We start from the raw sequence: 15361 nt of genomic DNA on the forward strand, positions 1-15361 counted from the left end.
CAGAGGGTCGCTTATCAGACGGTCCCTGATCAGACGGTCTCTGCTCAGACAGCGAGGTACAGATCCACGCCGTCGGGGTGATGCACCTCCAGATCCGTGGTGAAGGCGCGCGCCGGGGCGCCGCCCGACTCGGTGTGCTTCCACACCTGCTGCCAGGTGTCGATCAGCGCCTGCGGCATCTGGCCGCGTACTTCGAGCTTCATCGCCGGCCCGGCCGGCACCCGCACCGCCACCATGCCCTCCGGCACGCGCGGCACCGTGCGCACGCCCGTGCCGACGATCTGCGTGAAGGCTCCGTGGTGGTCGCTCTCGTAGTCGGTGAGCACCGCGTAGAGGTTCTCATCGACGCGACCGGGCACGTGGGCGAAAGCGCCCGGCGCGCCCGCCCGCTGCCACAGCCCCGGTAGTTTCGCGCGAGCCGGATCCATTTCGTCGGCATTGGTCGTGCGGACGACGAAGCCGACGACGATCAGCTCGGCCCTTTCCGTGACGTTCACAGACCCTCCCTCCCCCAAAAGTGTCCGCGCCGATCATAAGGCCCCCCGAAAGGGGAAATCCCTAGTTGACCTGTCAGCACATAAGATGGATGAACGTGAGATTTCTCAACGACCTCGAGCCCCATTACGACCTGACCTATAGCGACGTGTTCATGGTGCCGTCGCGTTCTGCGGTCGGTTCGCGGCTCGCAGTCGACCTCTCGACGAACGACGGCACGGGCACCACCATTCCTGTCGTCGTGGCCAACATGACCGCGGTCGCCGGCCGGCGCATGGCCGAGACCGTGGCACGGCGGGGCGGCATCGTCGTCATCCCGCAGGACATTCCGCTCGACGTCGTCGCCAACGTCGTCGACTGGGTCAAGAAACGCGACCTCGTCCACGACACCCCGCTCACCCTGACCCCGCACGAGACCGTCGGCGAGGCCCTGCAACTGCTGCCCAAGCGCGCCCACAACGCGGTCATCGTGGTCGACTGGGAGAACCGTCCCGTCGGCGTCGTGACCGAGGCCGACTGCCAGGGCGTCGACATGTTCACCCAGCTGTCCCAGGTCATGTCGAGCGAGCTGCTCACGCTGCCCGCCGGGCTCGACCCGCGCGCCGCCTTCGAGCGGCTGCACGAGGGCCGTCACCGCCTCGCGCCCATCGTGGACGAGGACGGGCGCCTGGTCGGCATCCTCACCCGTACGGGCGCGCTGCGCGCCACCCTCTACCAGCCGGCCGTCGACGCCCAGAACCGGCTGCGCATCGCCGCCGCCGTCGGCGTCAACGGCGACGTGGCCGCCAGGGCCAAAGAGCTCCTCGAAGCGGGCATCGACTGCCTGGTCGTCGACACCGCGCACGGCCACCAGGACAAGATGATCGCCGCCCTGCGCGCCGTCAAAGCGCTCGACCCCGGCGTGCCGGTCGCGGCGGGCAACGTGGTCACCGCGGGCGGCGTGCGGGACCTGGTCGAGGCCGGGGCCGACATCCTCAAGGTCGGCGTCGGGCCCGGCGCCATGTGCACCACCCGGATGATGACCGGCGTCGGACGTCCCCAGTTCTCCGCCGTGCTCGAATGCTCCGCCGAGGCGCGCCGGCTCGGGCGGCACGTCTGGGCCGACGGCGGTGTGCGGCACCCGCGTGACGTGGCGCTGGCCCTGGCCGCCGGGGCCTCGAACGTGATGATCGGGTCCTGGTTCGCGGGCACCTACGAGTCGCCCGGCGACACCCACACCGATGCGAACGGGCGCAAGTACAAGGAGAACTTCGGCATGGCCTCCGCCCGTGCCGTCCGGCTGCGGACCGCGGACGACTCGGCGTTCGAGCGGGCCAGGAAGGCGCTGTTCGAGGAGGGGATCTCGACGTCGCGCATGTACCTCGACCCCAAGCGGCCGAGCGTCGAGGACCAGATCGACGCCATCGTGGCCGGGCTGCGGTCGGCCTGCACCTATGCGGGGGCCTCGAACCTGGAGGAGTTCCACGAGCAGGCCGTCGTGGGGATCCAGAGCACGTCGGGCTACGCGGAAGGCATGCCCCTGCACCAAAGCTGGTGACCCCTCGCGGCCCGTTTTTCGGGATTGGGCGTTCGCCTGTTCTCCCTGTGGGGCGGCCACCAGCGGTGTCGTCAGGACGTGCGACGCCAGCCACCGGCGGCGGTGATGCCTCCGTCCACGTGCACCGTCGTCCCCGTCACGAACCTCGCCAGGTCACCGGCCAGGAACACGGCCGCCCCCGCGGCGTCACCCGGCTCGCCTAAGTGGCCGAGCGGCGGGATGCGGGCGGGGTCGTACGGGAGGGGGCGGGCGAGCATGCGGTCACGCACACCCGACTCCCCCTCGGTACGCAGCGCGTCGGGGGCGATGGTGTTCACCCTGACCCCCTTGGGGGCGAGTTCGAGCGCCAGCGACTTCGTCAGGCTCTCCAGGGCGGCCTTCATCGCCGCGTACACCGCGAACCCCGGCGCCGCCTGATGGGCCTCGCTGGAGGTCACGTTGATGATCGAGGCGCCCTCCTGCATCAGCGGCAGCATGTGCCTGATGACGCTGGTGACCTGGGTGAAGTTCTCGGCGATGAGGGTCTGCTCGCCCCGGGGTGAGGTGTCGGCGAAGGCGGCGTGGAAGGTGCCGCCGGCGTTGTTGACCAGGATGTCGACGCGGCCCCAGCGTTCGCGTACGGCCTGGGTGAAGACCGCGACGGCGGGCTGGTCGCGTACGTCGAGGGTCATCGACGGCGACCAGCCGTCACAGGCGGGCGGCGTGTCCCGATCGCAGACCGCCACATGAGCCCCGAAAGCCGCGAACGCCTCCGCGATCGCCCGCCCGATCCCCCGCGCCGCGCCCGTGACGACGGCGACGCGGCCGGTGAGCAGGAACGCGTCGGGCGAAAGGGCGGCCATGAACGACGACGATATCCCGACGGCATAGAGTCGTCGGGTCCGTTAACAACCAAACAGGAGCTCATTCGTGGCACTCGAGAAGCCCGAGATCGACTTCCCGGGGGGCAACCCGCCCGCCGACCTCGAGATCGAGGACATCACCGTCGGCGACGGCCCGGAGGCCAAGTCCGGCCAGCAGGTACAGGTCCACTACGTGGGCGTGTCGTTCTCGTCCGGGGAGGAGTTCGACGCGTCGTGGAACCGCGGCCAGCCGTTCGAGTTCCCGCTGGGCGCCGGTCGCGTCATCGGCGGCTGGGACAAGGGCGTCGTGGGCATGAAGGTGGGCGGCCGGCGCAAGCTCGTCATCCCGCCGCACCTCGGCTACGGCACCCGCGGCGCCCCGCCCCGCATCAAGCCGAACGAAACGCTCATCTTCGTCGTCGACCTGCTGGCCGTGAACTAACGGCGGTTTGAGCCGGGGCGCCGACAAAAGGACGCCCCGGCCCCTCCCCGCCCCGCGCATCCGCCACGCCCGCTCCCTACGACCTCCCGCCCGCTTTTCCCGGGCACCCACCTGCCCCGCCCAAGCACCCACCTGCCCCGTCCGGACACCCACCTGCCCCGCCCAAGCACCCACCTGCCCCGTCCGGACACCCACCTGCCCCGTGCGGGCTCCCGCCGACGCACGCGTGCGGCCCCGAGCACCCGCCCCTTTCCGCCGTCCCGCTCATCCTTCACGCCGACCCCTCCCGCTCATCCTTCACGCTGGCCCCTTCCTGCCCCTTCCCGCTCATCCTTCACGCTGGCCCCTCCCTGCCCCTCCCGAGCACCCGCTCGCCCTCGGACACCGCCTTGCGCCGCCGCTCCCCCAATGGGCCCTCGCCCGACGCGCCCATGCCTCCTGGGCACCCGCCCCGCGCGCTCATCCCGCCCAGACTGCCCGCCCCGCGCGGCCGCCCCATCTCCGGTGTCCGCCCCGCGCGGCCGTCCCATCTCCGGCGACCCCCTCCAGTCCGATACTCGACGGGGAATCGCCCATCCCGCGCCGTTCGCCCGCTTTACCGACACACTCTGCAGATATGCCGATATCAGGTGGGGAAATGTCGTCCCCGTGAGGCACCATAGGCGTGTGCTTCTGATCGACGTGGTCCGGGTTTCCGAGGCGGTGACGCGCACGTCCGCCCGGCTGGGCAAGATCGGCCATCTGGCGGAGCTGCTGGGCCGGGTGGGTCCGGACGAGGCGGAGATCGCCATCTCCTACCTGTCGGGCGAGCTGCCCCAGCGCCAGGTGGGGGTGGGCTGGCGCACGCTGGAGGACGTCCCACAACCCAAGCTGGCCGCCACGGCCACGCTGACCTCGGTCGACGAGCTGCTGAGCCGCATCAAGGCCGTTTCGGGCCAGGGCTCGCAGGCGGCACGCAAGGCGCTGGTGGCCGAGCTGTTCGCGGGCCTGACGAGCCAGGAGCAGCAGTTCATGCGCCGGCTGCTGTTCGGCGAGCTGCGCCAGGGGGCACTCGACGGCGTCATGATCGAGGCGGTGGCCAAGGCGTCGGGTGCGCCGTCGGCCGACGTACGCCGGGCGCTGACCCTGCGCGGCTCACTGCCCGCCGTCGGGGCGGCGGCGCTGACCGGCGGGGTGGACGCGCTGCGCGCGTTCCGGCTGGAGGTGGGGCAGGCGGTCGCGCCGATGCTGGCGGGCAGCGCGCCCAACATCGCCGCCGCGCTCGACAAGGCGGGCACCCCGGCCGCGCTGGAGTGGAAGCTCGACGGCATACGCGTCCAGGCCCACCGTTCCGGCGACGAGGTGCGGGTCTTCACCCGTACGCTCGACGACATCACACCTCAGGTGCCCGAGCTGGTCGAGGCGGTGCTGGAGATGCCGTCCGGCGACCTCGTCCTCGACGGCGAGGTCATCGCCCTGCGGCCCGACGGCCGCCCGCACCCGTTCCAGGTGACCGCCGCCCGCGTCTCCACCAAGACGAACGTCGAGCGGTTGCGCGAGCAGACGCCGCTGAGCGCGTTCTTCTTCGACGCCCTGCGCGTCGACGGCGCCGACCTGCTCGACCTGCCCTATTCGCAACGCCAGGAGGCCCTGGCCCGTACGGTCCCGCCCGCCCTGCTCACCCCGCGCCTGGTGACGGGTGACGTGGCGGAGGCGGAGAAGTTCTTCACGGACGTGGTGAAGGCGGGCCACGAGGGCCTGGTGGTCAAGTCACTCACCTCGCCCTATGCGGCCGGCCGGCGCGGGGCGGGCTGGATCAAGGTCAAGCCCCGCCACACGCTCGACCTGGTGGTCCTGGCCGCCGAGTGGGGCCACGGCCGCCGCGAGGGCAAGCTCTCCAACCTTCACCTGGGGGCCCGCGACCCGGAGGGCGGGTTCGTGATGCTCGGTAAGACGTTCAAGGGCCTCACGGACGAACTGCTGGCCTGGCAGACCGAACGCTTCCTGGAGCTCGCCGACGGCCCCACCGACACGTGGACCGTCCGCCTGCGCCCCGAGCTGGTCGTGGAGATCGCCTTCGACGGCGTCCAGCGCTCACCCCGCTACCCAGGCGGCATGGCCCTCCGCTTCGCCCGTGTCCTCCGCTATCGCCCGGACAAACGAGTCGAGGACGCCGACACCGTCGACACCGTGCGCTCCCTGATGCTCTAATCCGCCCCTCGCCACCACCTCCCACAGCGGCATCGAGCACCCCGAGCGAGGGACCCCCTCACCCGCGCACGTCACACACGCCAGGGATGCCACGTCACCCTTACGGTGATCCCGTCGCCTCGGGAGACCCATCACACAAAGATCGCATTTGGCGACAAGCTGACCCTCGTGAGATAAGTCACGGAACGGCCCATTAAGTTGCCTTTACCTGAACTTTGTCGCATATCTTCGTCCAGTCCGCGCGGATCCCCAGCCCCGCCGACGGATCGGCCGCCGTATGCTCCCACCCCCTGCCGGCCCGGCCTTTTCCTGCCCTATCCCCTATCCAGGACCGTGGTTTACCTTGGGCCAGCATTCCCGCAAGCCGTCCCCGCAGACCTGCAAGCTCTCCCCAAGCCGGCGCCGATGGGCCGCCCTCGCAGCCAGCGTGGCCGTAGCGGCAGCAGCCTCGACCACCGCGTGGGCCACGATGGGCAACGACGACTCGGCAAAGCCGGCAGCGGCCCTCACCCCGCCATCGCCCGGCGCGAAGACCACGCGTTCACCCGAGCCCGCCTCAGCGCGAACCGCTGAGAAGCCACCGGCGTCCGCCACCCAGCCGGAGCCCACCACCTCAGCCGGCAGCACCCCCACCCACCGGAACTCCCCCAACCACCCGGGGACGGCAACCTCCGCAAAGCCCACGTCCTCGCGGGCCCAGGCGCAAGGACCATCCTCCACGGACCGACCCTCCACGGACCGACCCTCCTCGGCCGACCGGGACAGCTCCACCGGCGACCGATCCTCCTCCGCCGAGCAGCAGCCCAAGAGCCGCCCGGCGAAGTCGCAGCCCACCAGGCCGAAGCTCCGCGTCCTCTCCTCCGGCACCTGCGGCGCCTCCTACTACGGCGAGCCCCAGATGACGGCCAGCGGCGAGCGCTTCAACCCCCACGCGATGACGGCCGCTCACAAGACCCTCCCCCTGGGCAGCCGGGTCCGCGTCACCAACCCGAGGACCGGCGAGTCGGTGACGGTCCGCATCAACGACCGGGGCCCGTACATCGGGGGCCGCTGCCTGGACCTGTCCACAGCCGCCTTCGCCGCCATCGGCAACACCAGCGCCGGCGTCATGCGCGTCAGGTACGAGGTCCTCGCCCGCTGACCCGCGCCACGCCACCACCCGACCCGCGCGAACCCCCGCCGCCTGGCCTCGAAAGCGCTCGGCACAACCCACCCCCGGGACGACCGACGTCACCACAGCCGCCTCAGCAGCGCATTCAGCTCAATGCACCCCCGCCCTCAAAATGGGGATGCAGGCCCGCCACATCTCGTACCACGCAAAACCTCACGCCCCGCCGAGGCGCATGAACCCCGGCGGGTGTAACAATTCGAAAACGACGCGTACGGCCAGTACGACCCGATCACTTCACCAGACGAAGCGTCAGCGGATAACGGAAATCCCCCTCCGTCAGCGCCGAGATGCCACCGACGACGGAAAGCACGACTGCCGCGACCCAGATGAACGGCACGAGCACGATCCCGACGAAGGTAAGCGGCAGCAATACGGTGGCCCCGACCACGGTGATCTGGAAATTGAGCGCTTCGAGGGCGTGTTTGCGCATGTAGGGCGACGTTTTCGCGCCGGTGAGCAGCAGGAGCAGCGGACCGACGATCGGGAACCCGATGAGCGGCACCAGATGGGCGATCGCGCCGCCGAGGCGTTCGTTGCTCTCGGCCGGCGCCTCCTGGCGCACCGGTGCCGGCGGCACGAAAGCGAGCTGAGGCACCGCGTTCGCACCGTAGAGCTCGTTCATGATGGGCACGAGGTCACCGTGCGTACGCGCGGTCATCGCACGTTCCAAACGGTCGTCGAACTCGAGCTTGTCGAATCGTCCCTCCGCGTAAGCGGCTTTGACGTGCTCAACGACGTGTTCGCGGTCCTGGTTGGTGACGCGCAGATGAGCTGGCGGCACCTCTCCCGGCCCGGGGGTTTTCGGTACCCCAGCCATAATCGCCATGCCTCTCCCTCAGAGAATCGAGCTGACACCTCACATACTGCGTCGCCCCGAACCGACCGTGCCATCGGGAGAATCCCGGATAGGTCCCCGAGATCTTCCCCGACGCGCGCGGGCTCGAGACGGTATAAAAAGGATCCATGAGATGGCGAGACCGCTACGGCATTCGTCGACTGCGCGGCCGCAAGATCGCGAAGTTCGACCGAGAGGCGACCGACGCCGACATCGAGGCGCTCATCGCCTTTGCCCGTTCGCGGCGAGGCGTCGAGTTCTACGTCGAACCTGAGACTTTCGCCACCGACACGACCGCCGTGGCGGTGGCCGACGACGGCGAGTGGACCAGGCGCAGGGTGGGCTCCCCCGCCGTGATCCACAAGGTCGCCCGCGATCTTGCCTTGCCGGTGTACGACGTGCAGCTGACCGGCTACCCGCCGCGCATGCGCGCCTACAACGAACGCCGCAAGCGAGAAGAAGGCTCCCTCTAACCCCTTCTCACTCGGGTACCGCCCCTGCCCCCACCATGCCCGAACGGGAACACAAGACCCCAGCCGAGCACAGCGACCTCAAAGCGGCGGCCCCTGGACCCCAACGTCAGGGACGCGAGGCCAAGGACGGTACGAACTCGACCGCGGCGGCACAGGCCCCACACTGACCTGCAAGGCCCACGCTGAGGCGCGAACTCCACCTTGGAGACCCGCACTCGCGTCTCGGCGACCCCAACTTCGTCTTCAGGTTGGTGGCATGGGCCGGTTGTGTGTTGAAGGGTGGGTCGGCGTTGAGGGGTTCTCGTCGTGTCACGCGCCCGCAGCCAGGCTGAGGAGGGTTCGGTGCCGGCCGGTAGTGGACCTATTCCAGGGTGGGGTGGAGGTCTTCTTCGTCGAGGAGGTTGATCAAGGGGAGGAGCCAGGCGGGGTTGGCGGGGCCCATGGTGGCGTCCAGTTCTTCGGGGGTGGGGAGGCGGCCTCGGAGGATGGACGGGGAGAGCAGGTTTTGGAGGGCGTGCATGAGAAGGTTGGCCATCGAGTAGCCGGGGTCGGTCGTCAGGGCGCGTTCGAGGGCGACCGTGGCCTGGACGCTGTCGCCTGAGCGCCAAGCGGCCATGGCCAGCAGGGACGCGACCGGGGGCACGAAGCGCGGCTCCAGGCGGCGGGTCAGGTCCTTCCAGAGCGCCGCGTGGGACTCGTGCATGAGGGTCCACGCCTCGTCACGGACTCTCATGACCGTCAATGCCATGCCGAGTTTCGCCGCCTCCACGTCGTCGAGGCGGCCGCCTTCGATGGGGGTCTCCAGCGCCGAGCGGACTCTGGCCAGGCCGTCGGCGACGAAGTGCCGGGCAAAGGTGTCGAGGTCGGGGGCGGCCATGAGGTCCGCTCTGAATGCGGCGATCGCCTCGGACGTGGCCCGCCGCATCGCCATCCGTACGGGACCCGTCACGGGGGCGACGGTGCGTTCGAGGACTTCGCGGTTGGGAAGGGCCACCAGGCCGTGTACGGTCGCCTCGGCCGCTATCGGGCTCGTGGAGAGGTCGTAGGGAGTGCCTTCGGCAGGGCAGCAGGTGACCACGTTGCAGATGTAGGACCAGTAACGGCCCTCATGGGCTCGCAGTGCCTCCCCTACCTGGATGCCGGTCGTCAAGGCGAGCGTCCTCGCCTCATCGACCGCCGGGGTGACCAGGTCGCCGGGGCCGTAGCCGACGATCACGACGTCTGTGATGCCCTCACGGTCGATGAGAGGGGTCATGGCGTCGAGGGTGCCGGGCGGGAAGGGCAGCCCCCACCTGGCCACCATCTTGGCTCGCCCTTCGGCCAGGCCCACGACGACGAGACTCGCGGTGGGATGAAAGCCGACCAGATAGGGGACGGCGGCCAGAACGTCGGTGGGACTGGTGAGGGTCAGGCACGGCTCGGACGAGAACTCGAAGGGGTCCGATACACCGGCGTCCACCCTGTCGGCGTCCACCCTGTCGGCGTCCACCCTGTCGGCGTCCACCCTGTCGGCGTCCACCCTGTCGGCGTCCACCCTGTCGGCGCTCCACGCAGCAGCGTCCGAGACAGGAGTCCCCGGGCTTGAGGTCTTGGAGGTTGATGTGCCGGAAACTGAGGCGGTCGGCGTAACTGTGGGCCCGAACCTTGAGGTCTCGGGGGTAGAAGCGCCCGGGACTGAGGCGGTCGGCGCACCTGCGGGGCCAAGCCGTGAGGTCTCGGAGGTTGAAGTGCTGGGGTCTGAGCTGCCAGGACCTGACGTACCGGGACGTGAGGCGCGGGGACCTGAGGCGCGGGGAATTGGCGCGGCGAAGTGTGACGTGTCGGTGGTGGGAGCGTCGCTGATGGCGCTTGCACCGAACGGCGCCTGAGGTGCGATGAGCGCGTGCGCGGAGGCGGGGACGACGGGCTGGCGAGGTGCGGGGACGAACGGTGAGCCGGGGGTGAAGGAGGAACGGGAGGCGGGGCGGGGGGAGCGGTTGGTCGTCATGGGTCCATAGGGTGTCGGGCGCGGAGGGGCTTCCGGGCAGCCGAACGCGGTTCTGTGGATGACGTGCTCAACGCGGGATTGGCTGTGGATAACCCGCAGGGTAAGGCTCTCAGTATCTGTAGCGATCACAGCCACAGACCGCCACGGCCACGGCCACGGCCACAGAAGCATATGCCGAAGCACTTCAGAGCCAGGCCGCTCCGCCAGAGGCGCCCGGCCCAAAGTCGTCTGGCCCGAGGGATCGCCGGGTTGTGAAGCCTCCCCCCGACCTTCGAGCCGGCCGCATCCCGAAGTTGCCGAGTCGTGAGGTGATCGCAACCTGTGGCTCACCAGTCCGGGCGGAACCGCAGCCCGGACGACACCGCGAGCCGTTCAGGAGGTGGGCGGGCGAGTTCCTGCGAACAGGGCAGCGCATCGGGGGGTCCGCCGACGGGGCAAGGACAAGCGCCAGGTGCGGCACGGTCCGAACAGAACCGCCGCACGGACGTGGTCCGGAGCGTGGGCCTCAGCGCAGCTCGGGACGAGCGGCAGCCTGGGCAAAACCACTGCTCGCGACGAGCGGCAGCGTGGGCACGACCGCAGCGCGGCAAGGGCCGCCACGTGCAAGGGCCGCAACGTGCAAGGGATCGCGGCGTAGGCAAGGGGCGCGGCCTGAGCAAGGGACGCAGTTTGATCAAGGGCCGCAGCATGGCAAGGGCCAGGACGCGGGCAGGGCCGCTAGATGAGTCAGGGGGCAGGGCTGGGTGGGTTCGGGGTGGGGGTGGGCGGGGTGGGGGCCAGGCGAGTGCGTACGAGCAATGCCGCGCCCGCCACCGCTGCCGGCATCGCGACGATGGCGACAAAGGGCACCAGGAACAGCAGGAAGACCGCGACCCCGAAGCCCAGCGCGCTGGACTTGTTCGCCCGGAGCAGGGCGAAGCGGTCTTTGCGTGCCATGCCGCGGCGTTCCATGGCGAGGGTGGTGAGCTCGACGGTGAGGAAGAAGCCGGACACCAGGGCGCCCACGACCGGCACCACCGTCTGTCCGATCACGGGTACGAATCCCAGGAAGAACAGCGGGACCGTGAAGAGCAGCACGTAGAACAGGGTCACCAGGCTGTCGCGGATGGAGCGCGGCAGCGTACGCCACCACGGCTGGTCGTCGTCCGTCTCCAGCGGGTCCACCTCGCCCGACAGCCGCTCGTAGAACGGATCCCCGATGGCCAGCGTCAGCGCCGTGAACGTGATCACCGCCACCGCCAGCCCTCCGAGGACCAGTGCGACGGCCACCACCGTACGGAACGCCTCGCGCCAGCTCCACGTGTCGGCGAAGGGGGTGAGGAACGCGGCCAGGTCGGAGGCGTTAGTTCCCAGGAAGATCAGGGCGGCCACGTAGACCGCGAACGCGATCAGCGCGGGGATGAGCCCGAACAGCCACCATCGGCCGTTCCTGGCGACCCATCCGAGTCCTTGGAAGAAGAAGCCCACCCCGCCGGTGAAGTCACGCAGTGCTCGCATGCCCGGCAGGCTAGCGCCAGAACGACGTGACCGAGTAGCCGAGTTCGGCGAACAGGTCGCGCAGCAGCGGCAGGGAGATGCCGAGCACGTTGCCGTGGTCGCCCTCGATGCTCTCGACGAACCAGCCGCCGCGCCCCTCGATGCTGAACGCCCCGGCCAGGCTGAGCGGCTCGTCGGTGTCGACGTAGGCGGCGATCTCGTCCTCGGACGGCTGCCCGAACCGGATCACCGTGGTGCCGGTCTCGGCGGCCTGGCGACCGGCGGCGACGTCGATGACGCAGTGACCGGTGACGAGCCGGCCGGTGCGGCCGCGCATGAGACGCCAGCGCTCGACGGCCTCCTCGCGGCTGGCCGGCTTGCCGTAAGGGCGGCCGTCGAGCTCGAGGATCGAGTCGCAGCCGATGACCAGCCCCTCTTCGAGCCCGCTCGCCACGGCCTCCGCCTTCGCCCTGGCCAGCACCAGGCTGAGCGCGGCGGGTGAGTAGGCGGAGTAGGAGTCCTCGTCGACGCCGCTGACGATCACTTTCGGGTCGAGGCCCGCGCTGCGCAGGAGTGCCAGGCGAGCGGAGGAGGCTGAGGCGAGAACGATCACCACATCAGGGTACCGGTCGCCGAGCAGCCTCCTTGACACCCCCGGCCCTCGATGTCAAGGAGGCACCACCGGGGGCTATGAGGGACGGACCTCATCGACCAGGCGGGAACTCCAGGGGCACCAGTAGGCCCCGGGCAGGAAGGCGCCGCCGGCCTCGTCCAAGTGATCCTCGAGGTACTCGATGGTGGAGTCGCAGACCTCGATCGCGACTTCGAAGAAGCCGATCGTGCCGGGGTCGAGGTGGTAACTCCACGGGTGATTGTAGGAGGCGGGATATTTGTGGATCCGGCCCAGGACGTGCACCTGCCGGGTCTTTGCGCCGCTGAGGACGCGGCGGGCGTGGGCGATCTTGTCCGCGTCGCGGAGCTGGATGGTGAAGCGGTGGTATCCGTGGCTGTCGGTGAAGCGGAAGTACGCTTCTCCCACCGCGTGAGCGGGGGTGGCCGTGGTGAGGCCCAGCATCGTGATCGCCGCCAGCACCGCGACGACCTTGTTGAGGGTACGTGACAAGGGGAACCTCCAGTGAACAGGGTCACGCTCTGCGACCTCTATCACTGAAAGTAAGCGGACAATCACATAAAGTTAAGGAACTGTTTCATGGCCGCTGCGCCAGTCACCAGTCGGCGTTGGACGTGCTCCCCGGCGTCACTTCCCGTTCCGTCCGGTACGGCGAGAACGGCCCCGGCTGCCGCGGCACGTTCCCCCCGAGGATGTCCCCCAGCAGCCTGTCGATCACGTCCCCCAGCTCGGCCGGCACGGCCGCCTGCTGGCGGTCGAGGTCGTCGGCGAGGGTGGCGGCGTCCATGCCGCGCTCGGTGGCCCGGTTCGCGAGCAGGGACATGATCATGGGGGCGATCAGCGGCATCAGTTTCATGATCGCCGAGGAGCCCAGCCCGGCGAGCCCGGCGAGGGTGGCGGCGGCCTGCTCGGTGCCCTGAGCCCCGAGCACGTGCCCGAGGATGCTGTGCCCGTCGCGGGTCAGCGAGGCCACGTCGCCGTTGAAGGGGTCGGCGTCCATGTGGTCGTCGAGCGCCCCGCGCAGGGCGTCGGCGCCGTCCGGGTGGGCGGCGTTGCGGGCCAGGCCGCCCACGATCGTCGCGGACACGGCTTCGATGACGTGGCGTGCCGTGAGCTGGTCGGTGCCGAGCATCCCGGCGATCTGCTCCAGCCCTGGGGCTCCGAGTCCGGCGAGAAGCTCGTCATTAAGTGTCACGACGGTCCCCCGATCCACACGTGTCTCGGGAGACGTTCCCGAGCAGGACTCGAAGCAACGTCCGGAATGTCCTAATTCTTGGGAAAGGACCCGTCCTCCACGGCTGCCGAGCGGTGCACCTCGGCCGGCGGGCGCTGCGTCACCGCGGGCGGCTGGCCCTCGGCGGGCCGCGGCAGCCCGGCCGCGGCGTACGCCCCGGCCTCGTCCAGGGTCTCGTGCTCCAGCAGCGCCGCCACGATGGCGTCGAGCTTGTCGCGGTTGTCGCTGAGCACCTGGACCGCGCGCTCGTAGCACTCGTCCACGATCCGCCGCGCCTCCTCGTCCACCATGGCGAGCGTGACGGGTGAGGCCTGCGGCTGCTGGCCGTCGTTGGGCAGGATGGTCAGCGGACCGACCTTCTCCGACATGCCCCACCGGCCGACCATGCCGCGGGCGATCATGGTGACCTGCTCCAGGTCGTTCTCGGCGCCGGTGGTGATGACGCCGAACACCACCTGCTCGGCCGCCATGCCTCCGAGCGCGCCGGTGATGCGCCCGCGCAGATATTGCTCGTCGTAGGCGTAGCGGTCGGAGTCGGGGGTGGAGAGGGTGACGCCGAGCGCCCGGCCGCGCGGGATGATGGAGATCTTCCTGACCGGGTCGGCCCCGGGCTGGAGCATGCCGAGCAGCGCGTGACCTGCCTCATGGAAGGCGGTGCGGGTGCGCTCCTCCTCCGGCATCACGATGCTGCGGGCCGCGCCGAGCTGCAGCTTCTCCAGCGCGTCGGCGAAGTCGGCCATGGTGACCTTCTCGCGCCCGCGCTTGGCCGCGAGCAGGGCGGCCTCGTTGACCAGGTTGGCCAGGTCGGCGCCGGTCATGCCGGGCGTGGTCTTGGCGATCTGGTCGAGGCTGATCTCGCCCTCGAGCGGCACGCCGCGCGTGTGGACGGCCAGGATCGCGGTGCGGCCGGCCGCGTCGGGCAGGCCCACCTGCACCGTACGGTCGAAGCGCCCGGGACGCAGCAGCGCCGGGTCGAGGATCTCGGGACGGTTGGTGGCCCCGATGACGATCACGCCTTCGGCGCCGGAGAAGCCGTCCATCTCGGTGAGGATCTGGTTGAGCGTCTGCTCGCGCTCGTCGTGGCCGCCGATGCCGCCGGCGCCGCCCCTGGCGCGGCCGATGGCGTCGATCTCGTCGATGAACACGATGGACGGCGCCACCTTGCGCGCCTCCTCGAACAGGTCGCGCACCCGCGAGGCGCCCACGCCGACGATCATCTCGATGAACTCGGAGGCGCTGGCGGAGAAGTACGGCACCTTGGCCTCACCGGCGACCGCCCTGGCCAGCAGCGTCTTGCCGGTGCCGGGAGGACCGGCGAGCAGCACGCCCTTGGGCAGCTTGGCGCCCAGCCTGCGGTATTTGCCGGGGTCCTTGAGGTAGTCGACGATCTCGACGAGCTCGTTCTCGACCTCGTCGATGCCCGCGACGTCCTCGAACGTGACCCGCACCTGCCCGGCGTCGACGGGCTTGGCCGCCTTCGACTTGCCGAGCCCGCCGAGGCCGCCGCCCATCATGCTGGCGCCGCGCCGCATGATCCAGATCCACAGGCCGGCCAGCAGCAGCACGGGCAGCAGCGACAGCAGCAGGTTGGAGAAGAAGCCGCGGGTGATGGGCTTGGAGGTGATCACGACCTGGCCGGTGGCCAGCTGCTGGTCGAGCTGGTCGGTGTTGGCGAAGGCCGGGATCTCGGTGGCGAAGCGGGTGTAGGAGGAGCCGCCGTCGGGGTTCTTCGCCGGCGACCGCAGGTCGCCCTCGACCGACAGGCCCTGGGCGTAGATGTCCTTGACGTTCTTCGCGTTCACCTGGTTGGTGAACTCGGTGTAGGAGATCGTCTCGACCGAACCGCTGTCGACGAACGACGACACGATGAAGAAGCCCGCGTAGACGACGAGCAGGGTGACGATGAACCGCCACCAGTTGATCTTGGGCCGGCCTCCGGGCGTGCCTGGCAGGCCCTCCGAGCGCCAGGGCGGCTTGCCCTTGCCCTTGTCGGGCGCCTGCGGCGGTCCAGAGCGTTCCACGGCGTCACTCCCCAACATCGCCGCTTT

General features: G+C 69.9%; 14 protein-coding genes. 5 read left to right on the forward strand and 9 right to left on the reverse strand.

All coding sequences use genetic code 11. The features are described from left to right. Window positions 1–44 precede the first annotated feature (44 nt). The gene (locus AB0K12_RS09650) at window positions 45–497 is read right to left on the reverse strand and encodes a GyrI-like domain-containing protein (RefSeq protein WP_364557469.1); all 453 of its coding nucleotides are present in this window, start codon (window positions 495–497) and stop codon (window positions 45–47) included. Between the two features lie 95 nt (window positions 498–592). Between AB0K12_RS09650 and AB0K12_RS09655 the strand changes: the two genes are divergently transcribed. Continuing rightward, complete coding sequence (locus AB0K12_RS09655) at window positions 593–2032, forward strand: GuaB1 family IMP dehydrogenase-related protein (protein WP_364557471.1); 1440 nt, start codon at window positions 593–595, stop codon at window positions 2030–2032. A 71-nt stretch (window positions 2033–2103) separates the two neighbouring features. Here the strand turns inward: AB0K12_RS09655 and AB0K12_RS09660 are convergent, their stop codons facing one another. Further along, entirely contained in the window at window positions 2104–2874 is a 771-nt protein-coding gene (locus tag AB0K12_RS09660; RefSeq protein WP_364557474.1) for an SDR family oxidoreductase, read from the reverse strand. 67 nt (window positions 2875–2941) lie between these two features. Between AB0K12_RS09660 and AB0K12_RS09665 the strand changes: the two genes are divergently transcribed. The 3 genes from AB0K12_RS09665 (at window position 2942) to AB0K12_RS09675 (ending at window position 6647) form a co-directional block, all read left to right on the forward strand. Further along, the gene (locus AB0K12_RS09665) at window positions 2942–3316 is read left to right on the forward strand and encodes an FKBP-type peptidyl-prolyl cis-trans isomerase (protein WP_345387806.1); all 375 of its coding nucleotides are present in this window, start codon (window positions 2942–2944) and stop codon (window positions 3314–3316) included. A gap of 666 nt (window positions 3317–3982) precedes the next feature. After that, window positions 3983–5506 carry an ATP-dependent DNA ligase gene (locus tag AB0K12_RS09670; RefSeq protein WP_364557478.1) on the forward strand — a complete coding sequence of 508 codons (1524 nt, stop codon included), beginning with the start codon at window positions 3983–3985 and terminating at the stop codon, window positions 5504–5506. Window positions 5507–5975: 469 nt separating this feature from the next. Then, window positions 5976–6647, forward strand: a complete 672-nt coding sequence (locus tag AB0K12_RS09675; protein ID WP_364557773.1) for a septal ring lytic transglycosylase RlpA family protein — start codon at window positions 5976–5978, stop codon at window positions 6645–6647. A gap of 259 nt (window positions 6648–6906) precedes the next feature. Here AB0K12_RS09675 and AB0K12_RS09680 read toward each other — a convergent pair whose 3' ends face one another. Continuing rightward, entirely contained in the window at window positions 6907–7503 is a 597-nt protein-coding gene (locus AB0K12_RS09680; RefSeq protein WP_364557481.1) for a DUF1707 and DUF4870 domain-containing protein, read from the reverse strand. Between the two features lie 137 nt (window positions 7504–7640). Here AB0K12_RS09680 and AB0K12_RS09685 point away from each other — a divergent pair, with 137 nt between their 5' ends. Then, a complete protein-coding gene (locus AB0K12_RS09685; RefSeq protein ID WP_345387812.1) occupies window positions 7641–7985 on the forward strand; it encodes a hypothetical protein in 345 nt (114 codons plus the stop codon). A 361-nt stretch (window positions 7986–8346) separates the two neighbouring features. Here the strand turns inward: AB0K12_RS09685 and AB0K12_RS09690 are convergent, their stop codons facing one another. From AB0K12_RS09690 to ftsH, 6 genes are all read right to left on the reverse strand, one after another. Further along, entirely contained in the window at window positions 8347–9519 is a 1173-nt protein-coding gene (locus AB0K12_RS09690) for a DUF4192 domain-containing protein (protein ID WP_364557484.1), read from the reverse strand. Between the two features lie 1179 nt (window positions 9520–10698). Further along, window positions 10699–11469, reverse strand: a complete 771-nt coding sequence (locus tag AB0K12_RS09695) for an EI24 domain-containing protein (protein ID WP_364557486.1) — start codon at window positions 11467–11469, stop codon at window positions 10699–10701. Window positions 11470–11479: 10 nt separating this feature from the next. Continuing rightward, a complete protein-coding gene (locus AB0K12_RS09700; RefSeq protein ID WP_364557489.1) occupies window positions 11480–12061 on the reverse strand; it encodes a nucleoside triphosphate pyrophosphatase in 582 nt (193 codons plus the stop codon). A 75-nt stretch (window positions 12062–12136) separates the two neighbouring features. After that, window positions 12137–12571, reverse strand: a complete 435-nt coding sequence (locus tag AB0K12_RS09705) for a calmodulin-binding protein (RefSeq protein ID WP_364557492.1) — start codon at window positions 12569–12571, stop codon at window positions 12137–12139. Between the two features lie 103 nt (window positions 12572–12674). Continuing rightward, window positions 12675–13274, reverse strand: coding sequence for a DUF937 domain-containing protein (locus AB0K12_RS09710; RefSeq protein ID WP_364557495.1), 600 nt, complete (start codon window positions 13272–13274; stop codon window positions 12675–12677). A gap of 71 nt (window positions 13275–13345) precedes the next feature. Continuing rightward, window positions 13346–15334, reverse strand: coding sequence for an ATP-dependent zinc metalloprotease FtsH (gene ftsH / locus AB0K12_RS09715; protein ID WP_364557498.1), 1989 nt, complete (start codon window positions 15332–15334; stop codon window positions 13346–13348). Window positions 15335–15361 lie beyond the last annotated feature (27 nt).

Source organism: Nonomuraea sp. NPDC049419, from assembly GCF_040676995.1.
GTDB lineage: Bacteria > Actinomycetota > Actinomycetes > Streptosporangiales > Streptosporangiaceae > Nonomuraea > Nonomuraea salmonea.

Coding starts and splice junctions, on each gene's coding strand:
- AB0K12_RS09660 (WP_364557474.1), bottom strand. CDS start 2,874: ATGGCCGCCCTTTCGCCCGACGCGTTCCTGCTCACCGGCCGCGTCGCC.
- AB0K12_RS09675 (WP_364557773.1), top strand. CDS start 5,976: ATGGGCAACGACGACTCGGCAAAGCCGGCAGCGGCCCTCACCCCGCCA.
- AB0K12_RS09680 (WP_364557481.1), bottom strand. CDS start 7,503: ATGGCGATTATGGCTGGGGTACCGAAAACCCCCGGGCCGGGAGAGGTG.
- AB0K12_RS09685 (WP_345387812.1), top strand. CDS start 7,641: ATGAGATGGCGAGACCGCTACGGCATTCGTCGACTGCGCGGCCGCAAG.
- AB0K12_RS09695 (WP_364557486.1), bottom strand. CDS start 11,469: ATGCGAGCACTGCGTGACTTCACCGGCGGGGTGGGCTTCTTCTTCCAA.